The following is a 23,814-nucleotide window of genomic DNA, read 5'->3' as shown; positions in this document are numbered from 1 at the left end:
ACCCACCCGTCCGGCTCCCCGAACCGCCCCCGCGGGGAGCCGGACACCTCTCCCAGCTTCCCATTCGAAGGACCTCATGATCCGCGTTCCCGTCCCCCGTCTCCTTGTGGTCGCCCTCGCGACCGCGATCGCATTGGGCGGGACCATCGGAAGCACCACAGCGGGCTTCACCGCAGGCGACACCAGCACCGGTAACAGCCTCACCCTTGGCACGCTTGAACCCATCACTATCACGCCGGACACCCCCCAATCGGCGGCACAGTCCATCGACATCGCCTGGGCCGCTCCCGGCCTGGCCAGCCCTTCGTACACGGTGGAACGCTCCCTCAGCCCAGACGGAGCAGCCCCCGACACCATCGCCACCGGCCTGACCGAGCCCGCCTTCACCGACACCGGCCACCTCGAACCAACCCAGATAAAGCAAACATTCTCGAGCATCTCAGCCGGGGACGCATTCACCGCCGCTGTCGACGAAGACGGCGTGGTATGGGCGTGGGGGGACAACGAGTACGGTCAACTCGGCACCGGAAACAACGACTCCTCCACCCGCCCCGTCAGGGTGGACATGGCCCCGCTGGGAGGACGCGTGGTGACCTCGCTCACCACGGGAGCACGCTTCACCATCGCGATCGCCTCCGATGACACGGTGTGGGCGTGGGGAGACAACAGCTGGGGGCAACTCGGCAACGGCACCCAGACCTCCTCGAATCGTCCCGTGCAAGTGGACACCTCCGCCTTCGCCGGGAGGCATCTTGTGAGCGTGGACGGGGGAAGCGCGCACGTGGCCTCCGTTGCTGACGACGGAACCGTTTGGTCCTGGGGGTGGGGCCTCGGCGGTGAACTTGGCGTGCGCCTCGCCAATGGCGGCCTCGCGTTGACTCCCGTCCAAATCGACACTGCACCTGTCGGCGGGCGCGCCTTCGCGCAGGTGTCCGCCGGCATCTGGCACACCATCGCCCGCGCCACGGACGGCACTCTGTGGGCGTGGGGCGGAAATATGAACGGGCAATTCGGCATCGGAACCGCCAGCGACGACGCCAGTTTCGCGCCGGTCCCGACCGATATGGCGTCCTTCGCTGGACGCACCGTCACCAGCGTCGCAGCCGGGGGCTACCACACTCTGGCCCGCACGGATGATGGCACCGTGTGGGTGTGGGGTGAGGGCACCAACGGTCAACTGGGCATCGGGAACCTTGAGAGCACCCTCGAACCTCGACAGATCGACCCCGCCTCGTTCGGTAACCGGTCGCTGACCGACATCTCCGCCTCCCTCTACAATTCCGTGGCCACTGCGACGGATGGCTCGATCTGGACTTGGGGAGGCAATCAGCAAGGGCAGCTTGGCACCGGCAGCGGGGTAGAAATCTCGTCCATCCCGGTCCAGGTCGACACCACCGCGATGCCCACCCAAAACCCTCGGGCCGTTTCGACGTACGGGCTCCGGGTCCTCGTCATCGCCGGCGACGGGACCGGCTGGGGGTGGGGGCGGAACAGCCTCGGCCAACTCGGCAACAACACCACGATCGGTGCGCCCACACCCACCCCCGTCTACCAGGAACCGGCCACGGAATGCCCACCCGGCGCCTCGCCCACCAACGACGGCAAGTGCACTCTCACCCCCGATACGACATACTACTACCGCGTCAGCTACACCATCGGGAAGTGGGTGTCCCCGCCCTCCGCGTGGGTAGGGTTGACCACCGCGCTCGCTCCCCTGACTCCCCGACTGGACCCGGCGACATCGACGGGTACGCAAATCGGCGTCACCTGGAACTCCGCCGGATCCGACACCGAGACGACCTACACCCTCGAGCGATCTCTGACGGCGGACGGCGCGAACCCGACCACCGTGGTAGAGGCGTCAGCTACCGTCGGTTACGTCGATAGTGGGCCCGTGCCAGCGGCGATGATCGACGTGCCACTCGTGAGCATCTCCTCCGGGTACCACTTCTCAGCAGCGCTGGGCGAAGACGGCGCCGTGTGGACATGGGGCGACTCCAGCAACGGTCAACTCGGTCGCGCAAACCCCACGAACTCGAATGCGCCCGGTCCCATCGCAGATGACGCGTTCGGCGGACGGACCATCACGGCCCTGTCCTCGGGGTGGAACCACACAATCGCGCTGGCCAGCGACGGAACGGCCTGGGGATGGGGATACAACGGCGACGGATCCCTGGGCAACCCCGCCGGCGGCGGACAGAAGCCTCCCACTGAAGTCGATGCCACCGCGCTCGGTGCGGCGACGTTCACCCACATCACGTCAGGGCATTACCACAACCTGGCCCTCGCCAGCGACGGAACGCTGTGGGCGTGGGGCGGCAACAGCAGCGGGCAACTCGGGATCGGTACCAGCACCTCCAGCCGTGATACAGCGCGCCCTGTCCGCGTCGACACCAGCATGATGGGCGACCGGACAATAGTCGCGCTGGGAGCAGGGTCCTACCGCAGCGCGGCGCTCACGGACGATGGCACGCTCTGGACCTGGGGAGACGGCATAACACGCCCGAGACAGGTCGCCACGATGGACCTGCAGGGCCGCACCATCGTCTCGATGAGCTACGGGATTCGGCACCTCGTAGCCCTCACCGATGATGGCACCGTGTGGACCTATGGCGGCAACGATTCCGGGCAACTCGGACGCGCACCAGGCAACCTCATCGACCGGGTCGACCCGGCCGACTTCGGCAGCGTGCCCGTCACCAGCGTCACGGCGGGCGGGAACACCACCGCTGCCGTCACTGCCGACGGACACGTCTACACGTGGGGTGAGAACACCTGGGGTCATCTGGGCATTGGCTCCACGGCCAACGCCTCACGGCCCACTCTCATCGACCCCGAAGCTCTCGGTAATCAAGAAGTCACGCACGTGGCCCTGACTCGAAATGCGGGCTTTGCTGTTACCTCGTCAGGCATCCGATGGGCCTGGGGTGGCACGCGTTACACGCTCGGGCTCGAAGGGGACATCGTCAGCACCACCACGCCCATGCAAGGGCTGCCCGCACAACGCCAAGAATGCGCTCCCGGTGCGACAGCGCTGCCCGACCAGACCTGCACCCTCGCTCCCGGAACCACGTACTACTACCGTCTCAGCTACACCAGCGACGGCCACCCCGGACCCGCCTCACCATGGACCGCCCTGACCACACCCCGTCCATGAACGCACGCCCACGGGCGGAGCTACTCCGGACGCTGAGCATCCTCCGACGGGGACTCATGGTCCTCTGCTCCATGCTGCTGCTCGCACCTTTCGTGGCCAGCGTGCTCTGGGGCGCGCGAATCCTCGTCGTGGAAGGCGGGTCGATGGCACCCACATTCGCTGTCGGCGACCTCATCATCCTCGCACCACCCGCCAACGGCACCCTCGTCCCCGGCACAATCGTCACCGTCCGACGCGACGACAGCACCCTCTACACCCACCGCATCATCGACGTGAATGGGACTTGGCTCACGACCCAAGGCGATGCCAACCCCGTCCCCGACACTCGTGAAGTGACACCTGCCGACATTGTCGGAACGGTCTCCGCCCACATCGGCGCGCCGTGGTCAGGGTTGCTGCAGGCCACCCAGACACTTCTCGGGCGAGTCGTCTTGGCTGCCTTCCTCGCCGCGCTGATCCTCTTCCCGAACTTGGTCAGGTGCACACGCCCATCCCGCGACAGGCGTACATGAAGAAGGATCCATACCACCCCACCGCTCCTCAGGAACGATTGATGAGCGAAGTCGCCAGACAGACAGCGCTAACGCAGCGACAAGATACACCGACGGTGTGCTCGACGAGCTGATCGTTGAGGCGCGCACGCCTTACGTGTCTCGCCGGGTCGGCGACTGTCAGCTGGGGCTGGAAAAACTGCGGGACGCGTTCGAACGGCTCGAGACGATCGAGATCCCTGGGGGCGACAAGAAGGCCAGCGCCGCGAAGCTGCTGGCACACATGGCCGGCGAGCCGTTCCGTGACCTCGCAGAAGCCGAGATGATCGCGCTCACAAAGATTGGCAACACGTTCAACCCCCGCCACCACGAGACCGGGAATTACGCCGTCCCGGAGGACGGCTACGACTACCTGTTCGCCCGGCTCTCGAACCTCGTCATCCTGCTGCTGCGCCACAGCGACCGGCTGGCGTGGCCGCCGTCAGATTCCGCGGCACAGCGGTAGCGCCGCGGCGACGAACGCTTGCGCCTGCTGCCCGACGAGGCGCCTGGTCTCGCAGGAGGCCTGGATCGCGGCCTGTTCGATCGCGGCGACCGCGGTCTCGAGTTCCTCGCTGGTGGGGGCGGAGATGGCGAGGAGGCCGGTGTAACGGAGGACCCCGTGGCCGCTGGTGAGGTCGGCTTCTTGCTGCAGCACGTCCTGGTATTCGGCGGTCTGCTGGGCGTCTTCGATCTGCCCGACCTTCTGACGTTGCGCGGCATCCGAGATGTATCCGGTCTTCTTCTTGCGGATGTCGCGGGCGGCCTGGTCGGAGCGGATCGGGTCGCACAGCAGCGTGAACGCACGGCGGATCCTGGAGCTCAGCAGCAGCGGGGCGAGAAACCCCGGATACACCAGCGCGCGCGGCCACTCACTGATCCACAACACCACGTGATGCGCGGAGTCCGATCGCAGCCTGTCCCAGGTCTCCTCGACGGCGACGGGGCCGGCGGCGGCGAGGTCTTTGCCGATGTTGCCGGATCGTTCGAGGGTGGCGGCGATGGCGGGGTCGTAGGCGGAGCGGAGGATGATTGCGAGCTGCCCGGGGGTGTACCAGGCGGTGGGTTTGAGGTCGGCGGTGCGCAGCGCGGTGGTGAGGGTGTCCATCTCCTGCCGCAGCACGACGGCTGCGCCTCTGACGCCACCGCCGGCAGCACGGATCGGCCGGTTGGCTGCGCGCATGTCGAGGGAGAGGGAGATCGTGGAGATGTGGCGTTCCCCGGTGGGGCCTGCCCGGTCGATGAGCTCCCGGTAGGTGCGGGCGACCCAGGAATCGTCGTCGGTGCCCTGCTCCGCCCACCACTGCGCCAGGCCCTGCCCGGAGTCGGGCACGGTGCGCTCGAGGACCTGCAGGCGGGCGATGCGGGTGGATCGGCACGCGGTGGACAGCACCCGGCCCCAGGCGTGGACGCGGCGTTCCTGCTCGCCCGGGTCGAGGAGGATGAACGACGGATGCGTCACCTCCACCAGGACGGTCAGCGTCTGCGCGTGCGGGTCGTGGACCATCACCGCCCCGGTCTCGAGGTCCTCGTACTGCCGCAGCGGTGCCGCGTCTCCCGGCAGTGCGAGCGTCCCTGCCGGGCGGGGTTTGGCGATGCGGCGCCGGTAGCGGGTCTGGCCGAGGAAGGACCGCAGCACCCAGTGCAGGGTGATCGGCACCCATTCGACGAGCTTGCGCCCGCCGATGCCGGCCCCGGTGAGGGCGAGCGCGGTGCCCCAGACAGGTGACGTGTAGAGGGCGGCCGGGCCGCCGGCGTAGAGGGAGGCAACGAACACGGCTACCGCGATGGCGAGGGCGATCACCTGCGGCAGAGAGAGCCCGAGGATGATCCCGCGGCGGGTGAGGCGGGAGAACTTCACCGGGGACAGCTCGAACTCGTTCACGGGGGATGCGGTAGCCATATGACACTCCAAGACAGGGGAAAGAACGGGTGGTCGCCGGTCAGGTACGCGCCCCGGGAATGGCCGTGGGCGGCAGCACGATCTCATGCTGCCGCCCACACCGACGGGACTGTCATCACCCCCTTCTGCTGACTTACTGCAGCCCTATGGCTTCGGTTCCGGAGGCGGCGGGGGCTTCGGCGCCCCACCATCCGTATGCGGTGGCGGCGTCGATGCCGGCGGCGGGACCTGTGCGGCGTCGGCCGGCGGTGGACTGCTCGGCGGTGTCGGCCGAGCAGGCTGGTTCCCGGAGGCGTGCGGTGGCGGGGCCTGGCTGTCGGAGGCGGCGTCGGCGTGGCCTTCTGCGGCCTGTCCGATCGCGTTCCCGGCCTTCGGGCCGGCCTCCGCCGCGCCCTTGACGACTGTCGCGCCGCCGACCACCGCGAGCCCGACAGGACCTGCCGCAGCTCCTGCGCTGGCACCACCCGCGGCCGCGCCCCCACCTGCCGCGGCACTGCCGCCCGCACCGGCCGCGCCTGCGCTGCCCGCCGCCGCAGTGCCACCCGCGCCCGTACCGCCGGTGCCCGCGGGTGCGGGTGTCGGCCCGCCAGGTGGCGGGGGTGTGTCACCGCCTCCGCCGCTGTTGTTCACGCCAGGCGGTGTGCCGTCGCCGGACCCGTTCAGGACCTTTTCCGGGCCGTCCCCGTCGGGTTTGGTGCGCAGCGGCAGGGGCCGGTTCATGGACTGCTTGGCTTCCTGCTCGGCGGACATGACGTGGTGCAGGTCGAAGCCGACGAAGCTGATGAACTTGTAGACCATGTACGGCGCGAACGCGGCGACGAACATCAGCACGATGCCCGCGACCGGGTCGGCGATGGACGCGAGATCGAGGTCGATCGGGGCGTTGACCTGGTTGATCGCGACGAGGAACACGACCACGATCACCAGCTTCGAGAAGATCAGGGCGAGCACGAACGATGCCCACTTCCCGAACCAGCCCCGGGTCGCATCCCACGACCCGCCGGCCAGGGCGATCGGTGCCATGACGACCGCGACGAGGATTAGCGCTTTGCGGATCAAGAGGCTGAACCACACGATCGCGGCTGCACAGATCGCGAGGAATGACAGGAAGATGGTGATGATCGCCCCTGCCCCGGGGGCGGTGAGGTTGATGGCGGTGAGCCCGGCGATGAGGACGCCGATCTTCCCGCCCATCTCTTCCAGCGTGGTCCCGGTCGCCTGGATTACCCCGATGGTGAGCTGGTCGACGACCTCCAGGAGTGTCGCGGTCAGCGTGATCACCAGGAACGACCCGAGCACGCTCTTGGCGAGGCCGAGGGCGGCGCGGGAGAGGGAGCTGGGGTCGCGGTGGATGAGGCCGGTGATCAATTGGAGGCAGAAGAAGATCAGCATGAGGAAGATGCCGATCCCGAAGATCACGTTGTACACGCCGATGTAGCCCGCGTCGGTCAGGTCCACGAGCGTTGTGGTGTCGAACAGAGCCCACACGCCCTGGAACAGCCAGGACGCAGCCGCGCCGGTGGCTTGGGCGAGCCAGTCGAACGGGGCGCTGATGAGGGTGGCTGCGCCTTCGCCGACGGTGTCGCAGACGGTGCTGATGATGGGGACGTCACAGATGCCAGCCACGTCACCCCTCCCTTCGTGAGGTTGAGGTGGCGGGTCAGGAGACGGTCTGGCCGACGTTCCAGAAGAAGTTGATCAGCGTCACGGACGCGCCGGCGATGATCGCCGCAGCGCAGGAGACGAGTACACCGATCTTGCCGCGGGAGGCGAGATGGGGGTTGGAGGAGTTCGCACCGAACCCCCACACGATGGCGGAGATGATCAGGGCGAGGACGGAAAGGATCAGACCGATCGTCATCACCGCGCCGACGATGGTGCGAAGCGCTGCGATCCCGGGCAGGCCCGAGTCGTTCGGGGTGACGTCGATCTCGGCGGAGACGATGCCACTCGCGGCGGCGACGGTCAAAGTGGTGGTGAGGGTGTCGAGGACGGCAGACATGGGGGCTCCTTCACAGGCGACCCCTCCCCGGGGCGGGAGGCGGTCAACTGGACAGGTGCGACACGCGAACCCCACGCCCTCTCGCGGGGTCGGGCGGTCTGCCGTGCTGCGGGGTCAGCGGCCGCGCTTGCGGAGGATGTCGGCCATGCGCGTGAACAGATCCCGATCGACAGCTTCGAAGGGGACACCGTCGACGGTTCCCTCAGCGAGGTACTGCTCGACCTGTTCCGCGGGCGGGAGCCCGCGCGGGTCGATGCGGATTGTCTCGCGGAGTGCGTGGTCTCTCGCCCAGTCTTCCGGCCACCCCATGACCGACACCGGGAACTTCTCCACCGGAACCGCGGAGCCGGCGACCGTGTCGTCGTCGGCGTCGTGGATCTCGTGGAAGAGGTCCTCGTCGAAGCCGATGACCGTGACGTGCCGACCGAACGCGTCGGTGCAGAAGAACGCCGGAAGCGCGGGGCCTTTGCCCATGCCGAGGTACTCCAGCACCCACTCCGGCAGGAGACGTCCTCCCAGAATGGTCAGCTGCATCCTGGACCTCCTCCCAGCGTTCAGCGTAATCCGCGCCCCATAGCTGCTGCCGGGTGGGTGTTCGCCGGTTGCGAAGCCGATGGCTTCGGACTCGCTGGCTTGGGCTGTGTGGTCTTGCCCACGCGCACGGTGCGCTGGGTGAGAGGAGACGGCATGTCCAGTGAACGCCACGAGTGGCGTACGGAGGACTGCCCGGCCTGATGCGATGGCCGCCACGACGATCAGCACTTCCGCGAGGACCGACATCATCACGGCGAGCACCGCATCGTCCCGGTGATCCAGCATTGCGCACGCCAGTCCTGGGTCACGCGCCGTCCGATGACGATGTGGAAGCCGACGAGCTCAACGTGATAGCCATCCGGGATGTGGGGGCCCAGGAAACGTGGGTGGTGATCGCGAATGACACCCAACGCGTCGAGGTCACCCTGGAAAGTTAGGCCCGCCTTCACCCGGCCCCCCGGGCGTCTGCTCGATCGAGCCATGACCGACCCGTCCACCGGTCGGGTTCTTTGACGGCTTGCTGAGCGGCTCACGTCGCCCCGCTTGTGGAACGAGCGTTCACGGAAGTGACATCGGGCCTCGTCGACGGTCGATCGCTCGAGTAGATTCAATTGAAAGAGTCCGCGAGCGAAGTTTGGGGTTGGTCGATGTCCCCGTTCGCTGAGCTGAGCGGTCCGGATGGCATCGGTCGGGGGACGGTGAGTCTGCTGATCCGCCTGGTGGGTCAGATCGGGCGTACCAGTTCGTTCCCGCCCCCGTTGGGGCACCCGAGGTGGTCCGATCAAGCCGTCATTGATTATGTGGGAAGCATTCTCAGTACATCCCGTGGTCGCGGAATGGTGATCAATTGCGCTGTGACCGCGACTTCTGATGCGTCGCTTGAGCGACTGCTGCTGGTATCGATTCGCCGGTTCCTGATCGACGAGGCGAAGGCAACCCCGGTCGGTCGTTTGCGGCGGCGACTGCGTACCCTGCTCGCGAAGGACAGCCGCTTCGTATCTGCAGACCGGCTTCTCGCGGGCGAAGAGGGATGGAGTGTCCCTGGCAACGGGGATGCGGTGTGGGATGGGGGCGTTGCGGAGCTGACACGGTTGACATCGTCGGTGCAGGTCGCGGCGATTGACCGTTTGAACACGGCTGGCCCAACTCCTGCGGCGGCGCGGCACAGCCTGGTGACGATGAGTTACGAAGCGGTGACGCGTGCCGTCGGCGCGATCCGTGCGCAACTGCTCGCTCGGTTCCTACACGAGCGCTTCCAGCTTGACGCAGCCGGCCCGCCCTCGCGCGCGGACACTGCGTCGAATCTGCCCGTGCTGAGCGTCGACCCGGACGATGAGGTCGAGGTTCTTGCCCGCCGCATCTACGATGACCTATCCGCGGAAGACGTCACGATCCTCGCCGCCGAGGCTACAGCGGCGGATTCTGGTCCTACTTCGCCCCGGGATGCGTTGTTCAGCAGGCTGCGCCTGTATGCGGGTAGCGAAACGGGCCGTGATGCGGTGAACCTGGTAATCCGATGGTGCGCGTCTGGTGCGGACGCGAGTTAGGTCGTCAGTTCTGATGAGATCACCAACACTTTGGAGGGTGTGATGACAGGTCTTCCTCCCCTGACCTTCGAGGACCTTCTTGCGTTGGGGCGTGAGGTTCGTATCCCTCGTCCAATGGAGAGCGCGCCACCTGAGCCTGGGCAGGTGTGGCGGGTGTCGTGGGACGCCGACTCTTCTTTGGCTGTGGTGTTGTCCGTTGAGGACGTGTCCGTTCTGGTCGCGCCAATTTTCACGGACTTCGACCTGGAGGTGTTCGAAGACGACGAGCTCACTGATTTTGCTGGCTGCGTGGTGCTGGTGCTGCGTCGCTATGCGCGACCGGTTGCTCCTCTGACTTTGGATGCGTTGTTCGGAACGGTGGCCCTGCCGAACGCGGAGATCACGCATGCGGTGATTGATGCGGATCTGGAGCAGCATATGATCGAGCCGCTGAACAGGTTGTCGCAGTGGTCCACGCACGGTGAGGGCACCGGCACCCTTCGGGAGAGGTTCCGGTCGGTCGGTGTCACCGCGAGGCAGATCGCGTCGGCGTTGAACGAGCCGCTCACCGTTGCCGCGCAGATTCTCCGCAACGCCCGGCCCGTCACCCCCGGTCAGGCGGAGACGCTCGCACACACCATGCCGTTAACGGCGGACGAAATCCTCGAATCCAACCCGACTTTGCCGCCGCAGTGGCAGCGGGAACTGCACGCCAGTTCGTATCGCGCGCCGATCAAGGCTCTCGCCCGTCAGCTGCACAAGACCGATTCGGATGCCTGGCGTTCTGTCGCGTATGGGGCGTTGGCTTTGGCGGCACGGCAAGGTAACGACCAGGCGCCGGAGAGTATGCGTGCTCGTATCGACAGTTACCTGCAGTCCGAATTGAGTGGTGATGACTGACTCTGGGCGCTCTGTGCGGATCCGCGCCCGCTTGGACGCGCCTGCTTATGTTGACCTCATGATGGCGTCTCTCGTTGCCCGAGAGGGCGTGGACCTCGAGGAGATCCGGCAAGACCCAATCGGATGGTTGAGTCAATGGCCTGAGGTGGAGGTGTTCGATCTGGAGCGTTCCCATACCTCGTCGGACGAGCGGTGCGATGTGGATGGTCTGTACCGAGGAGAGGAAACCCCGCCGCGTGTCGGGGTGGCGTTCTCCCGAACCCGGGAGCGCATGAACTTTACGGCGTTGCACGAACTTGGACACCACATTCAGCTCACCGACGAACATCTCCTGGAAACTCTGTTAGAACGTGGCGACGGGGGTCGCGCACTCGAGGAAGAAGCATGCGACGCGTTCGCCTCCGCCGTTCTCATCCCCGAAGCCACGGCAACATCCGTCTTAGGACAACGCACCCCGTCCGCAGACGCCGTCGTGAGCTTGTGGCGGGCATTGAGCACGGTGTCACGCTCCGCGGTGGCGATGCGCGCCCGCGGTCAGATCGACGGTGACGGCCATGTCGTGGTTCTCAGCGGTGCCGGGGAAGTTACCTTTTCCACCTCCACAACGGCAGTCCGTCCGACACGGCGCAGTGACCAGACGGCCACTGCCATCTGGGAGGCAATCGAACGCGGGCATGCGGGCGCGACCGTGGCCGCGCGCGGACAGTTCGCCTATAACTCCGTCCTTGCCGGAGACACCTACTTCATGCAGGCGGCTCCCGCCGGCAGCGGCTACATCGTCGTCGCTGCGACGGAGCGAGTGCCGTGGACGTTCTCGGTCGCGCGGCATGAACACGTCTCCTACGGCCGCTCGTACGTGTGTGTGCACTTGGGGTGCGCGGCCGAATTTCGAGCCGCACCGCACGATGCCTGCGCCGCCTGCGGGAACCCCACGTGTCCTACCTGTCAACGGTGCGGTTGCTCGGTCGCGGCGCCGGCGGAGTTTCAGTGCATGGAATGCTTCCTGCTGAAAAGCGGTACACAGCAGTCCGCCACCGCCGGCATTTGCGAGGAATGCGCCGGCTGAGCGGGACGAAAAGATACGTCGTCTGTTCCGGGTGAGGGCACACCCTGTGCCCAGACTGGAGCATCGTGAACACCACGCCCGATCCGCAGTTCGCGGACATCATCATCGACGGGGCCAGTTACCCCGTTCCCCTCGGCGACATCAGCGGTCGGGAACTGCGCGAGCTGCCTACGCCGCCCGTCGCGGACCTGTGGCTGGAACTGCCCGACGCGCAGGACATCCCCGTCCCGCCGCACTCCACCATCACCATCACCGGTGACCTGCGGTTCTTCAGCAACCAGCCCGTCACGCTCTTCCTCAACGCCGTCCCGTACCGTGTCCCCGCCGGAGCGATCACCGAGCAGCAGCTGCGCGAGCTCACCTCCCCGGCCATCCCGGACGACCACCGGCTGTACCGGGACATCTTCGATGACCTCGATGACCCGATCACCGAGGACGAGATCGTCATCATCGCGGACGGGGAACGGTTCTTCACCAAGAACCCGCTGCCCACCAGCTTCCAGATCATCGTCAACGGCACGAAGCATACCGTCACCGGTTCGACCGTGTTCTTCGAGACCGTCACCGCGATCGCCTACCCCGAACCTCCCGCCGGTGCCCAGCTGCTGTTCACCGTGGGCTACAGCCGTGCCGCCGCACCCCGCCCCACCGGCACCCTGCGCGCCGGGGAGAGCGTCACCATCAAGAACGGAACGATCTTCAATGTCACCGCAACTGACAAGTCGTAGCACCGACCTGCAGAAGTTGCGTGATGAAGGCTACGAGGTGTCCGTTATCGGCGGGCACCTCGTGGTGGGCCACATCCCCTACGTCACCGCGGAGCGCCAGGTTGCTTACGGCTCTCTCGTGTCCACCCTGAACATCCAGGACGACGTCACCACGACACCCGACACGCACGTTGCGTACTTCGCCGGAGAGACCCCGTGCACCGCGGCCGGCGCGCCGTTGGATGCGCTGATCAACTCGGCCTACGCCACGGAGCTGGCTCCCGGCGTGCACGTCGATTTCATGTTCTCCCACAAGCCGATGCCGTCGGGGCAGTACCCCGACTATCGCGCCAAGATCGTCACGTACGCAGCGATCCTGATGCAACAGGCGCATCTGATCGACCCGACCGTGACCGCGCAAACATTCGCGCCGGTGACCGACGAGGACGACACCAGCGTCTTCACCTACCTCGACACCGCCTCCACGCGCGCCGGGATCGCGGCGATCTCCGCCAAGCTCGCGATCGGTCCGGTCGGGATCGTGGGGCTCGGCGGAACCGGCGCGTACATCCTCGACCTTCTTGCGAAGACCCCAATTACCGAGTTGCACCTGTTCGATGGGGACACCTTTCAGCAGTACAACGCGTTTCGTGCGCCGGGCGCGGCCACGTTGGAACAGTTGCGGACTAGCCCGTACAAGGTGCACTACCTGGCGGCGCAGTACGCGCCGATGCGCTCGGGGATCATTGCGCATCCCGTCCACGTCGACGCCGGCAACCTGGACGTGCTGACTGGATTGCAGTTTGTATTCCTCGCCATTGATGACGGACCCGCCAAGGAAGTCGTCATCGCCTTCCTTGAGGCGGCAGGGATCGCGTTCATCGATGTCGGTATGGGAATTTACGACAACGGCGGTGCCCTCGGCGGTCTCGTGCGCACCACACTCAGCCGCAACGACCCGGCTAGCCGGGCCGCGGCACGGAGCCGGATCTCGTTCGGCGACAACACGGACAACGCGTACACGCAGAACATCCAGATCGCTGACTTGAACGCGTTGAATGCCGCCCTCGCCGTCATCCGGTTCAAAAAGACCCTCGGGTTCTACCTCGACTTCGACCCGACTGACGCGGCCACGTACATGATCGACAGCAACGTCATCGCAAACGAGGACCCGGAGTGAAGACGCTCAGATTCGACTACCGGTTCGTCGAAGAAATCCCTGCCGCCCTCCCGGAGGGAGTGTTGTTCGTCTCCACCGACTACGCCACCGCGGTGCATCTGTGCGCGTGCGGTTGCGGCGTCAAAGTGGTTACCCCGCTGGCGCCGTCGGAGTGGTCCATTACTTTCAACGGCGTGGCTGTCGGACTGTCGCCCTCAATCGGGAACTGGAGCTTCCCCTGCAGATCGCACTACTGGATCCGTGACGGCCGGGTCATCAAGGCCGCGCAGTGGTCCGACAAGAAAATTCAGGCCAACCGCGATGCGGACAACCTCCACACACAAGACCCAGACCCCCTGCCCCTTCCTTCTGTGACAGCGACGCGCCCGCGCCGTACACGGTTGCTGGACTGGTTTCGTCGACGCGTTTGAGGGACAGCGCCGGGCGATGGACGAGGGGCGCTCGAAGTACGGTTGTGTGCAGAGCAAGTTCAACGGCACATTCCTCGTCCAACAAAACCGTCGGGCGAGGATGTGACGCCGTGCTCGCGAGGCGGCAGGGGTGGGTGCGCGCAGTGCGACGCCGATGGTAACCCGGGCGAGGAGTGCAGCCACTCGGCCGATTGCGACGAGAGCGCGGGCGATGAGTGTGCCGACCGTGGCGATGCCTACGCCCGCTGCGAGCGGGAGCTCCAGGATGGGTTCGCTACTCTCCCTCCTGAGGTAGACGTGGCTGACGGTGCTGTCGCGCGCGATCTCCTCGACGCGGTCGATAGGGATGATGCAGCCTGCGATCACGACTCTCCGCGAGTCAGGCTGGTCGGAACTCAGAGCGTGTCACCGAGGTTGAGAAGGAAGTTCATCCACGCAACCCCGGCGCCGGCGAGGGCGGCAGCACCGAGGGCGACGAACACTCCGGACTTGCCTTTCGTGGCGGTGTGGGGGTTGCCGTGGGCGGAGGAGACGGCCCACACGATCGCCGAGATGATGAGCATCAGCACGGCGACGATCAGCACGAACGTCAGCAGCGCCCCGACGATGGACAGCAGGGTCTCCTTACCGCGGACACCGCTGAGGTCCGGGTAAACGTTCTCGGCCGGGATGAGCGTGGCAAGGACGTGCATGAGGTCGGTCTCCTGATAAGCGCGGGGGCGGGCGGGCACCTGTCAGGTGCGCCACCCGACCCGCGCCCGTTCCACGGTCAGAGGGTGCAGAAGGGTCCGCCGCCGGTCGGAGCGTCGATGCCGTCCACGTCGTGCTCGGCGAGCCACACCTCCGGGTCGACCGCGGGCTCGTCGGCGCCGCCCGGGTGGATTTGCAGGTGGAGGTGGGGGCCGGTGGATTGGCCGCTGCTTCCGACGTCGCCGACGTGCTGCCCTGCGATCACCCGGTCGCCGGCCTGAACGTGGATACCGTGCTCCCACATATGGATGTACTTCGTCGCAACACGCTGCCCGTCGATGGTGTGCTCGATCGTGATCTGCCCTGACGTGCCGTCGACCATGCCCGCGTAGGTGACGATACCGTCGGCGAGGGCGAAGATGGGTGTGCCGTCCGGGGCGGCCCAGTCCGTCCCGGCGTGCAGGCGAACCTCGCCCGTGATCGGATGCACCCGGAGCCCGAACGGCGACGTCATGACGTACGTCCCGGACGGCAGCGGAAACACCAGGCCGCTCGTCTCCGGGATCTCGTTGTCTTCGCCGTCGGTTCCGGGGCTGGTGGTGAGGGTGTCAAGGATGGTGCGAGCGACGGGCTCGTAGTTGTCGTACCGATCCGGATACGCCGACACCTCCACGCTCTGCGCGGCCTCGCCCTTGCCCATCTGCTGCCAGCCGGGGATGTCGAGCAGGCCACGCGGGGAACTCTGGTTGGGGCCGTCGGGGCCGCCGTAGAACGCCTCCGCCTGATAGGTCGGGTCCATCAGTTCCTCGACCGTGCCCCACCCGGACTGCGGGCGCATCTGGAACAGCCCGAGGCTGTCGTGGTCGGAGCCGTTGCCGTCGTTCGGGTAGTCGCCGGACTCCGGGTAGGTGCCGGTGTTCGCCAACTGCCGCAACGTCGACTCCGTCAACGCCGCCATCAGCGCGATGAGGATCCCCTCCCGCCCTACCCCGGGCGTCGCCGCTCCCGTGGTGATGATGGTGGCGGCGTGGGTGAGCTGCGTGTGGTTCAGCGTGAACGTGTCTCCGCCGGCGGTGGTGACCTGAAGCTCGTCCGGCACCGGTCCGAGATTCACATCCGACGCGACACACGCCGCCTGGGTTGTCAGCGCGGGATTCATCACCACGCCCACGGTGAGCAGGCCCAGCATCGGGGCGAGCAGGACCCCGACGACCCCGAGCGCGAGGAGCTTCTTCATGACAGCGCCCTCTCAGCGGAGGGGGTTGTCGAGCTGGGACAGGCGCAGCAGATGACACCGGTCGAACACGGGTTCGCACGCGACGAACACCGTGAACGCGACCTCGTGGGTGCTTTCGACGGGGTCGTCGTACCAGAAGCCCTCCCGGTGCCGGGTGCCCTCGATCGTGAAGGCGATCGTGCCATCGGCGATCTGCCCGCTCGCCGCCGCGACCGCCTCGTCCCACTGCTCCGGCACGAAGACCTGGTCGATGGTGATCGACTGCCGGGTGCGGTAGTCGGCCAGATCCCGCCAGGTCTCCTGCGAGGGGAAGTACCCGTCGAGGTCGACGACCAGGCCGGGCGTCTCTGCGCCGGACGGATCGGCGTCGTCGATGATCACGGAACGGTGGTCGGCCGGGGTGTAGAGGGTGAAGGTGTCCCAGCCGAACAGCGCGTGTGCGACCGCTTCCGCATACTCCTCGGGGTCATCCGTCTCTGGCAGGCCGGGCAGCGCCGCGATGGTGGGTTGGCCGCTCGGACTCGGCGTGGGAGGCCCTGGCGCGCTGCTCGTAGATGTCGGCGGCGGGGTCTGGTCGGGGCGGGCGACGAGCCCGTAGATGCCGACGCCAGCGAGCGTCAGTACGACCAGGGCGGTCGCAGTGAGAGTGATGATCAGCCGGCGCCGCCGGCGCAAGCGGTTATCAACGAGAGGTGACGACATGGCAGGGTTCCTTCCCGGGAACAACAAGGGGTGGCACACCCGGTAGGTGCGCCACCCCGTCACGTCGGTTCACCGCGACAAACCGCCTCCCCGTTCCGGCCTCTTCTCGGCAGGGGACGGGTCCGGGGCCAGGCTGACTTCTCGCTCCGCGAGTACCGCACGGACGTCTGGGGTCGGCTGCCACGCGATCTGCCCGTTCTCGGTCGGCGCCGCCATGACCAGGTCGATGACCTGTCCCGCCCCGGCCGCGGCCATCAACAGCCAGCCCGCCGCTTTCTGGGCGCTATCGTTCCCCGCCTCACGATTTCCGTCGTCGGCCGCTGCGAGGACGCCGTGCTGCTGATGCCAGGTTGCCAACTGCGACAGGCTCTGCTGGATCCGTGACAGCGTCAGGTGCACGGAGCCGAGGACCTGATAGGTGCTCTCAGGTGTGTCGATGGCGCGGGTGGCATAAGCGAGAGCACGGGCGGCTTCCTCAAGCTCGTCCGCGTCCTGCTGTGGATCCTCATCCGTCGGCATCACTGCCCTCCTCATGCTTCTCGCGCGCCGCCCGCGCCCGCTCAACGAATCGGGAGGCTTCGGTGATGTAGGTCTCGACGAGCTCCCACTGCTCCTGGTCGGCGTACGTCCCGAAGTCGGTGGGGTCGTAGCGGTCCCACCAGCCGTGCTCGCGGCGCAGCAGGTCGACGAGCTTGCGGATCGCGTGCTTCTCCCGCAGCAGCGGATCCGCATCCTTCCACCCGGCCGGTCCCGCAGCTACTGCGGCGTCGGCGCGCAGCTGGGTGAGGCGACCGATCGCGCGGGTGGCTTCCGTCAGCGCGTCCTTCGGATGCTCCTGCGCCTCCACGAGCGCCAGTTCCGAGGCGGCCGCCGCGCGGATGCCGTCGGGCTCGTCGGGGTGCGTCGCCCACCGGCGCAATGTGTGGATCTGCTGCAGCAGCTTCACGCGCAAGAACCGGCCGTTCACCTTCCCATCCGTGTTCAGCTCCAGCAGCGCCTCAGCGGCGGCCTGCCGCACCTCCGGATGCTCCGCCTCGGATGCGGCGATCTGCTTCAGCTCGACGACCTGGTCGAGCATCCCGTGCGAGTCCCGCCCGGTGACGGCCTTCGCCGCCTGCACCCGCGTCTTCTGCCCCTCACCCCTCGCCGGCTGCGGTGGTGTCGAATCGACACCACCGTTACCCCCACCCGAGTCGCCGGGTGCGGGCCCGAAATTGTGGGCCGATTCGGACGGCGTGGTCGCGCCGAACTGGGTGGCTTCCTGCTTGCGGGCGTTCTCTTCCGCGTACAGCTCCTTCAGCTCTGCATACAGCTCCGCTTGCTCGAGCGGGGCGAGCATCTTATGGAGGGTGTTCTCGTCCTGGATCGCCACTACCATCGACAGCTTGTCCGACACCCCGGGGACGATCCACACGGGCACCGTGCGGTGGCCGAGAGAGCGCAGGACGGCCAGGCGCCGGTTGCCGGAGATGAGGACGTTGCCGGTGGTGATCACGATCGGCGAGAGCAGCCCGAACCGGCGGACCGACTCCGTCAGCTCCTCCAAGTCCCCGAGGTCGCGACGGTAGGAGTGGCCTTCCCGGATCTGATCGATCGCATGCTCCATCACCAGATGCCCACGACTCATGACACACCTCCCTCACGCGTCTCCCACCAATCAGGTACGTGCGCGCTCCGGCGGGACGTCGCAACGAGGTCGCCGTCGCGGAGGAGGTCGGTGACGTCGTCGCCGAGGAGCACGCGGGCGAACAGCCCGTATTTCCCGGTGCGGCTCCTCCCGGTCTTCGTGCCGACCACGAGCCGCACCAGCGCCGCCCAGGCGTCGGGGGTGTAGCCCAGGCGGAGCGCGATGTGCAGGTCGCGGGAGACGACGTCGACAGCGGAATCGCCGGAGGACAGGCCGGTGACGCGGTGGGCGATGTAGTCCACGGCCTGCTCCACGGGCCGGGCAGGCCAGTCGGTGAGGACGAGGAACACGCAGGTCGCGCGGATCACCCGGTCCACCGAATGATCCCCGTCCGCCGCATCCCCTGCGGGTTCGGTGTGGGGGTGGATGTCGTAGAAGAACTCCTCGTAGTGCCCGGCGCGCACCGGTTCCTCGTCGGGGCGCCTCTCGGGGCGGCGGGCCTTGTCCTGGCTGGTCATGTTGCGGTCGGCGTGGACTTCCGCGGCGATGCCGAGCGCGACCGCGCGGGTGATCACCGCCCACGGGTCACCCGCCTTCACGGTCGTGCGCTTGCGCATCGCGATGAACGCCTCGTAGGCGGCGTCCTCCGGCGCCCGGTGCCAGGCCTTCGCGATCGGCTCATACTTGCGGGTGGCGTAGGCCATCAGCTCTGCCGCGACCGGGCTCGTCGCCCACGCGTCGTGCTCGTTCAGCTCCCGCAGCAGTGCGCGCAGGCCCTCGCTGCTCGTGAAATCCGGGTCCGGGCCGGTGACCCGGCCTGATGGTGTGGGGTGCATCGTGACTCCCTGAAAAGTGAAGAATTCGTCGGTATCTGGAAGGTGCGACACCCGTCCCGACACGACCCCCGCCCGGCCTCGCGCAGCGCGGGGCTGCTGCGGGAGGGCAGGGAGGACCGTCGGGCCGACCCTGGTGAGAGTGGTCTATGCGTGGTGCCGGCCGGTGCGACGGTGAGCACCAGGCGGCGGTTCTTGTGGTTACGGGTGGCGGGTGTGCTCTGGCAGTCGGGTGCTGCCAGGACAGTGAGAGGTCACCGGCTCACCCCCGTCCTCCCGAGCGGACGCTCCCGTGTCGCCGGGCCCGTCGTCGTGGCTTCTGGTTCGAGCTGCGCTTGTCGGCGTGCGAGCCGGTCCGCGAGGTTCGCGCGCATCTCCCGCAGCCCGTCGGCGACCGCGTCATGCAGTTGCCTGTTCGCCTGCGCACCCCGGGAGAGCACGGCGGCGCCGGCCTGGGCTGCGAGATCGGTCGGACGTACCCACCGCACCCCGGCGCGCTGCGCCCCGTCCGGGACGTTGGTGGTCGTGGTGCTGGGGTCGCCGTGCGTCGCGAACGCCGACGCCCGATCCGGATCACGCTTCGACGTGTGCTTGACGTCGTCCGGATCGCGGTCCTCGTCCAGGGTCTGGTCGAGGAGCGGGTCGTGCGAATCGGGCTGGTTGGTTGTGGTGGGGTCAGTCATGGTCTGCTCCGTCCTGTCGACTCTCAGGTGCGTGCTCCCACCGGCCGACCGTCGTCGGGTGCACCCCGAGCTCCGCCGCCACCGCGCGACGCGACAACCCCCGCGCCCGCAACTCCCGTGCCCGCTCCTGCTCCTGCAAAGGACGTCGCCCCGGCTTCCCCGACGAGACCGGCTCGGAATCCTCCGGCGGATCGGCGAGCATGGCCGAGCTGTCTGCGCTCGTGTCCGCGAGCAGGGCACGATCCTGATCGTGTTCGTCGCCGCGCGGTCTGGGCAGCACGCGGTCTGGGCGTGCCCGCACGGACTCCGTCCTCTGCGTGCTGTTGCGGCTGAGTTCGACGGTGAGGTGGGTCATCGCCAGCAGCACCAGCGGCGGCACGGACGCGACCAGCGACGCGATCAGCGCCGGGACCTGGGTGTGGGCGGTGACGATAGCGTGGGTGATGTTCGCGGCAACGGACACCCCGGCGCCGGCGGCGAGCAGCAGCCACGCGAACCGGCGCGCGGGGCGGGCGGCGTTACGCAGCGCGACGACGCTGATCGTCGCCTCGAGGATCACCCCGTCCACGATCAACGGCCATACCCACGCCTGCCCCGCCGGGATCCCCGAGAGGACGGCGAGATCCCGCAACGTCGTGAACGACAACCAGAACGCCCCCAACGCCAACAGCACCGTCCCGCCGACCGCGAGCACCACCACGCCCCGCGTCACTGCACCGCCGAATCCGCCCGTCGCGGGGACGGGGCTCTGCTCGGTCGGCTGCTGTCCGGGGGACGTCATCGCCCAGCCTCCAGCCCGGCGGTCGTCCTTCGGAATGAGGGGGCGGCGGGGCCTCCGTTGTTTCTGGTGATGGTGCGGTAAGCGGAGTGGATCGTCGCGCGCAACTCCGGCACCTCCAGCCCCGTCGACGCCGCCGCGGGCTCCAGGGCGGCGGTCGTTTCGTCTTCGCTGAGCGCGGCTTCGGCGAGACGGCACGCGGCCCAGAACAGTCCGGCGTTCCGGTTGCCGTCCGGCAGCCGCGCCACCCATCCCGACAAGCGCTCGGTGATCCGTGCCTCGTCGGCGACCGACTGGAACTCGCGCTGCGGGGCGGGTGGTGTCGGGGTGAGGATGTCGCGAAGCGTGTCGGCGTCGACCGGCCTCGGCCGCCGCCCGCGCGCGATCACCTCGTACCCGGCGGTCGTGCCGTCCGGGCCTGTGATGGTGGAGGGCGGGGCGAGGATGTAGCCGCCGGTGCCACGGAAGTCTACAAGCGCGGCCCCCCGCGACCATGACATCTGTGGGCGGTCCGGGGCGGAGGGGTAGTAGAGGTGCACGCCGCCGGACGGGGAACGGACCGCCATGCCCCACCCATCGATCAGCCGGTCGCGGTGCAGCGTCCGCAGCACCGGGAACCCGGTGCCCACCCCGTGCACGTCCACATCAACGACATCCACCGTCGTGCCGGTGCGCAGGGCGATGTTGGCCTCCGGCATCCACGACCACCACGACCGGATCCGCCCGGGATCCGTCGTCGCATCGTGGAACCCATGCTTCGTCAGTGGAACCTTCGCACCGGGCGCGCACGGGAACACCGGCACGCCCGCCGCCCCGTAGGCGAGCGCCGCATCGACGAGCGTGGCGGGGAGGGTGGTGGGCAGGGTCCAGCCGGTAGGGTCGGGAGCGGTCATGAGCGGCACCTCCTTCCGGTGACTCGGCGCACGAGGGGCGGAATGCTCGTGCGCCGTGTCACCGGGAAGGTGCGGTGGCAGTGCTACCGACCCGGGCCCGATGCTGTCGGCTCACGAGCATTCCCGCCAGTCGAGAGACCTCAACCCCTACCCGACGTCGATATCCCGGCGCGAGCAGATCCTGGCAGGATGCGCGGAAACGTCCGGAACATGCGGGAAATCGTCCACTCCCGGCCCTCCCCAACGCATCTCAGAGACGACGCCCGGTTGTCCCTCTTCCTGTCGCGGGAGGCTCCGGGCCATCGGGGCCTGAGCTGAGGTGACGTTCGCGTTCGGCGAGGAGTTCGCTGAGCAGTCCGCCGCGCTCGAGCAGCGTGGGCGGCTCCACCGGCCCAGGGGTCGGCATGCCCGTGCGGCCGGTGCGGAGAATCGCCTGGTTGACCTGCGCGAGCACCTCGTCCGGGGTATGGTCCTCGGTGCGCTGTTCGAGGATGCGGGCGATCTCGTTCACGACCGTGCTGTCGTGCTCGGCCGGCGGAAACGCCGCCGACGCCGTCCGCTCGTGCCCGATCGGGACAGGGCCGACGACGAGCCGGAACTCGCCCTGCCCGTCCAACCCGGTCGCCGCGTACACGCCCTCCTCGATCCACGCATGCGCCTCCGATGCCGGACCCTCATAGATCGGCGGCCCCACCGGGTCGTCCAGATCCGGCACCTGCACGTCCGGGTCCGCAGCGAACAGCATCGCCTCCAGCTGCTCCCGCACCGGCCCGTCCAGCAGCCGCTCACCGGGGCTCGTCTTGTCCCGCTCGACGACCTCGCGCAGGGTCTGGATCGCGACCAGATCCGACACCCCCACCTGACGGAACCGCTCACGCAAAGACGACGTCCGCGACCCGTCATCGTCGAGGAGATCCTGCAGGGCGCTCTCCCGTCGGCGGGCGGCGGTCTTGAAGTCCGCTTCCCACTGCGTGTGGTCCCACCGGTAGGCGGCTCCGACGATCTCGCCCTCGTAGCTCGGGGACACGGTGACCAGGTAATCCTCCTTCTGCGGCTCCACCGGCAGCGGCTCGCGCTCCAGCAGATCGATCAGCCCGCCGTGCATCCGCTCGGCGCGGTCGAGTCGCGCGAGTGTCTCTGGCAGGCGCGCAGCGGCCGTGGCGAGGGTGAGGCATTCGTCTCGCCACTGGTCGCGGGCATCCTCGAGACGGTCGACATCCACCGTCCCGTCCTCGACGCGGAAGTCGGCCTCGGCCGGTGCGGGCGGGAACATCTCGGCGACGATCTCCGGGATCCCGGAGCCCTCGAACGCCGCCCACTCCACCGACGGCACCACCATCGCACTCGCACCGTGAGCGGAGGCAGGTCCTGGGGTCCAAGAGCGGATGTGCGAGACATCGTCGCCGAAACCCTCCCCGTAAACGCGGTCGCCGTCCGTGCGCAGCTGGTCCGGTGAGCCGGCGAGCTCTTCGATCAGCACCTCAGTGACCAGATGCTCGGCTTCGGCGTCGGAACGAGCGAGAACGTCGAACTCGATCACCACGCGTCGCGGCTCGAGCGGTTCGGGCGTGTATCCCAGGGGCGGGAGATTCGTGCTATCAGACATGGCGGTCGGCTCCTTCCAACGGCAGGCAACGCAACGGGTTCAGGCAGGAGCCCGGCACCCGAGGGCCTGATCGCGCCCCAGGCGGGCCGGTGCAGGTGGTTCTTGGCTTACTCGTCGTTCCGGTGGATGCATGGTGGACGAAGGCGAACGTGAGCGCTGGAGTCGCAGATATGCGTCGAATCGTCGGCTCTTCACCCGGCACGGTTCTCGTACGGGTCATCGTGTGAGGCCCGGGCGCGGTATCGGAGCACGGGCAGGGCCGGCGGCGGGATGCTCGGTGAGCGTGCGTTCACGTTCTTGCATCGCGTGATGGAGGGATGTAGCGGCTTCGTTTCCCTTATCGATGCCGGCGCCGACGGGGATCTGGTGGAACGAGTAAGCCGGGTGCGGGGTCGCTTCCCGCAGTGCTTCAAGCCAGGCATCGACGTGCTCGGGTGTGTGCCAGTCCTGAGGAACGCGGTGTGTTGCGAGGAACTGGGCCGCGCCCACATAGGCAGGTGAGTCCTCGAGCATCTCGTGGATCGCCAGTGCCGTAGCGTGCGCAACCACCACGGCGCTGTCGTGGGTGAGGACGGTCGGTTCGACCTCGGGGTCATCCAACCACACGATGACCCCGAGATGCAGCATTCGCGGCTGCCCTGCGTCCTGGTCCGTTTCGGTTCGTGGTGCCTCGGCGCCCTTGGCAGGGTCCATGTCCATATGTCCTCGTCCTCCCGCGTTGAGATCGCCCGCGCGCAACTGCACGGGCCTCACGATAGGTAGGCGGATGGGGCAGGACGCCGGGCGAGATCCGATTAGCGGGACACCAGCGGAGTTCTTCTCCCCGGAACCACCCGAAAGCTTGTCGCGC

The 23,814-nt window shown here is 67.6% G+C and carries 24 protein-coding genes and 1 pseudogene; 9 read left to right on the top strand and 16 right to left on the bottom strand.

What is annotated here, in order from left to right; genetic code table 11:
* Window positions 1-76 precede the first annotated feature (76 nt).
* The 3 genes from ACIGEP_RS01620 (at window position 77) to ACIGEP_RS01610 (ending at window position 4,153) form a co-directional block, all read left to right on the top strand.
* Window positions 77-3,157, top strand: a complete 3,081-nt coding sequence (locus tag ACIGEP_RS01620) for an RCC1 domain-containing protein (RefSeq protein WP_396659890.1) — start codon at window positions 77-79, stop codon at window positions 3,155-3,157.
* The gene (locus ACIGEP_RS01615; RefSeq protein WP_396659889.1) at window positions 3,127-3,669 is read left to right on the top strand and encodes a signal peptidase I; all 543 of its coding nucleotides are present in this window, start codon (window positions 3,127-3,129) and stop codon (window positions 3,667-3,669) included. The genes ACIGEP_RS01620 and ACIGEP_RS01615 overlap by 31 nt, the downstream gene beginning before the upstream one ends.
* 97 nt (window positions 3,670-3,766) lie before the next feature.
* Window positions 3,767-4,153, top strand: a complete 387-nt coding sequence (locus tag ACIGEP_RS01610) for a hypothetical protein (protein WP_396659888.1) — start codon at window positions 3,767-3,769, stop codon at window positions 4,151-4,153.
* Here ACIGEP_RS01610 and ACIGEP_RS01605 read toward each other — a convergent pair.
* The 4 genes from ACIGEP_RS01605 to ACIGEP_RS01590 all read right to left on the bottom strand — a co-directional run bounded on the left by ACIGEP_RS01605 (window position 4,130) and on the right by ACIGEP_RS01590 (window position 8,411).
* Complete coding sequence (locus tag ACIGEP_RS01605) at window positions 4,130-5,590, bottom strand: SCO6880 family protein (protein WP_396659887.1); 1,461 nt, start codon at window positions 5,588-5,590, stop codon at window positions 4,130-4,132. The genes ACIGEP_RS01610 and ACIGEP_RS01605 overlap by 24 nt on opposite strands.
* 144 nt (window positions 5,591-5,734) lie before the next feature.
* Window positions 5,735-7,216 carry a conjugal transfer protein TrbL gene (locus ACIGEP_RS01600; protein ID WP_396659886.1) on the bottom strand — a complete coding sequence of 494 codons (1,482 nt, stop codon included), beginning with the start codon at window positions 7,214-7,216 and terminating at the stop codon, window positions 5,735-5,737.
* Between the two features lie 34 nt (window positions 7,217-7,250).
* Window positions 7,251-7,592, bottom strand: a complete 342-nt coding sequence (locus ACIGEP_RS01595; protein WP_396659885.1) for a DUF6112 family protein — start codon at window positions 7,590-7,592, stop codon at window positions 7,251-7,253.
* Between the two features lie 114 nt (window positions 7,593-7,706).
* Complete coding sequence (locus tag ACIGEP_RS01590; protein WP_396659884.1) at window positions 7,707-8,411, bottom strand: hypothetical protein; 705 nt, start codon at window positions 8,409-8,411, stop codon at window positions 7,707-7,709.
* 362 nt (window positions 8,412-8,773) lie between these two features.
* Between ACIGEP_RS01590 and ACIGEP_RS01585 the strand changes: the two genes are divergently transcribed.
* From ACIGEP_RS01585 to ACIGEP_RS01560, 6 genes are all read left to right on the top strand, one after another.
* Complete coding sequence (locus ACIGEP_RS01585; RefSeq protein WP_396659883.1) at window positions 8,774-9,673, top strand: hypothetical protein; 900 nt, start codon at window positions 8,774-8,776, stop codon at window positions 9,671-9,673.
* A gap of 153 nt (window positions 9,674-9,826) precedes the next feature.
* On the top strand, window positions 9,827-10,552 hold the full coding sequence (locus ACIGEP_RS01580; protein WP_396659882.1) for a hypothetical protein: 726 nt from the start codon (window positions 9,827-9,829) through the stop codon (window positions 10,550-10,552).
* A gap of 58 nt (window positions 10,553-10,610) precedes the next feature.
* A complete protein-coding gene (locus ACIGEP_RS01575) occupies window positions 10,611-11,618 on the top strand; it encodes an ImmA/IrrE family metallo-endopeptidase (RefSeq protein ID WP_396659881.1) in 1,008 nt (335 codons plus the stop codon).
* Window positions 11,619-11,683: 65 nt separating this feature from the next.
* On the top strand, window positions 11,684-12,346 hold the full coding sequence (locus tag ACIGEP_RS01570) for a multiubiquitin domain-containing protein (protein ID WP_396659880.1): 663 nt from the start codon (window positions 11,684-11,686) through the stop codon (window positions 12,344-12,346).
* A complete protein-coding gene (locus tag ACIGEP_RS01565) occupies window positions 12,246-13,505 on the top strand; it encodes a ThiF family adenylyltransferase (protein WP_396659879.1) in 1,260 nt (419 codons plus the stop codon). Before ACIGEP_RS01570 ends, ACIGEP_RS01565 begins: the two co-directional genes overlap by 101 nt.
* A complete protein-coding gene (locus ACIGEP_RS01560) occupies window positions 13,502-13,915 on the top strand; it encodes a DUF6527 family protein (RefSeq protein WP_396659878.1) in 414 nt (137 codons plus the stop codon). Before ACIGEP_RS01565 ends, ACIGEP_RS01560 begins: the two co-directional genes overlap by 4 nt.
* 159 nt (window positions 13,916-14,074) lie before the next feature.
* Here the strand turns inward: ACIGEP_RS01560 and ACIGEP_RS01555 are convergent.
* The 12 genes and pseudogenes from ACIGEP_RS01555 to ACIGEP_RS01500 all read right to left on the bottom strand — a co-directional run.
* Window positions 14,075-14,281: pseudogene (locus ACIGEP_RS01555) on the bottom strand (DUF4342 domain-containing protein); the annotation flags it as partial.
* 29 nt (window positions 14,282-14,310) lie between these two features.
* Window positions 14,311-14,607 carry a DUF6112 family protein gene (locus ACIGEP_RS01550; protein WP_396659877.1) on the bottom strand — a complete coding sequence of 99 codons (297 nt, stop codon included), beginning with the start codon at window positions 14,605-14,607 and terminating at the stop codon, window positions 14,311-14,313.
* Between the two features lie 77 nt (window positions 14,608-14,684).
* On the bottom strand, window positions 14,685-15,842 hold the full coding sequence (locus tag ACIGEP_RS01545) for a M23 family metallopeptidase (RefSeq protein WP_396659876.1): 1,158 nt from the start codon (window positions 15,840-15,842) through the stop codon (window positions 14,685-14,687).
* A 12-nt stretch (window positions 15,843-15,854) separates the two neighbouring features.
* Window positions 15,855-16,544: a hypothetical protein gene (locus ACIGEP_RS01540; RefSeq protein ID WP_396659875.1), complete on the bottom strand. Its 690-nt coding sequence runs from the start codon at window positions 16,542-16,544 to the stop codon at window positions 15,855-15,857.
* A 69-nt stretch (window positions 16,545-16,613) separates the two neighbouring features.
* The gene (locus ACIGEP_RS01535; protein WP_396659874.1) at window positions 16,614-17,063 is read right to left on the bottom strand and encodes a hypothetical protein; all 450 of its coding nucleotides are present in this window, start codon (window positions 17,061-17,063) and stop codon (window positions 16,614-16,616) included.
* Window positions 17,050-18,171 (bottom strand): ParB N-terminal domain-containing protein, encoded by a 1,122-nt coding sequence (locus ACIGEP_RS01530; protein ID WP_396659873.1) that lies wholly within the window; start codon window positions 18,169-18,171, stop codon window positions 17,050-17,052. Before ACIGEP_RS01530 ends, ACIGEP_RS01535 begins: the two co-directional genes overlap by 14 nt.
* Window positions 18,168-19,007: a hypothetical protein gene (locus ACIGEP_RS01525; protein WP_396659872.1), complete on the bottom strand. Its 840-nt coding sequence runs from the start codon at window positions 19,005-19,007 to the stop codon at window positions 18,168-18,170. Before ACIGEP_RS01525 ends, ACIGEP_RS01530 begins: the two co-directional genes overlap by 4 nt.
* A gap of 251 nt (window positions 19,008-19,258) precedes the next feature.
* Complete coding sequence (locus ACIGEP_RS01520) at window positions 19,259-19,687, bottom strand: hypothetical protein (protein WP_396659871.1); 429 nt, start codon at window positions 19,685-19,687, stop codon at window positions 19,259-19,261.
* On the bottom strand, window positions 19,680-20,468 hold the full coding sequence (locus ACIGEP_RS01515) for a DUF2637 domain-containing protein (RefSeq protein WP_396659870.1): 789 nt from the start codon (window positions 20,466-20,468) through the stop codon (window positions 19,680-19,682). Before ACIGEP_RS01515 ends, ACIGEP_RS01520 begins: the two co-directional genes overlap by 8 nt.
* Window positions 20,465-21,358 carry a bifunctional DNA primase/polymerase gene (locus tag ACIGEP_RS01510; RefSeq protein WP_396659869.1) on the bottom strand — a complete coding sequence of 298 codons (894 nt, stop codon included), beginning with the start codon at window positions 21,356-21,358 and terminating at the stop codon, window positions 20,465-20,467. Before ACIGEP_RS01510 ends, ACIGEP_RS01515 begins: the two co-directional genes overlap by 4 nt.
* 250 nt (window positions 21,359-21,608) lie before the next feature.
* Window positions 21,609-22,964 carry a hypothetical protein gene (locus ACIGEP_RS01505; protein ID WP_396659868.1) on the bottom strand — a complete coding sequence of 452 codons (1,356 nt, stop codon included), beginning with the start codon at window positions 22,962-22,964 and terminating at the stop codon, window positions 21,609-21,611.
* Between the two features lie 216 nt (window positions 22,965-23,180).
* Window positions 23,181-23,708, bottom strand: a complete 528-nt coding sequence (locus tag ACIGEP_RS01500) for a hypothetical protein (RefSeq protein ID WP_396659867.1) — start codon at window positions 23,706-23,708, stop codon at window positions 23,181-23,183.
* Window positions 23,709-23,814: the final 106 nt, after the last annotated feature.

This window comes from Microbacterium sp. NPDC077663, from assembly GCF_044542795.1.
In the GTDB taxonomy this organism is placed as follows: domain Bacteria; phylum Actinomycetota; class Actinomycetes; order Actinomycetales; family Microbacteriaceae; genus Microbacterium.
This window is presented reverse-complemented; position numbering and strand designations above follow the sequence as displayed.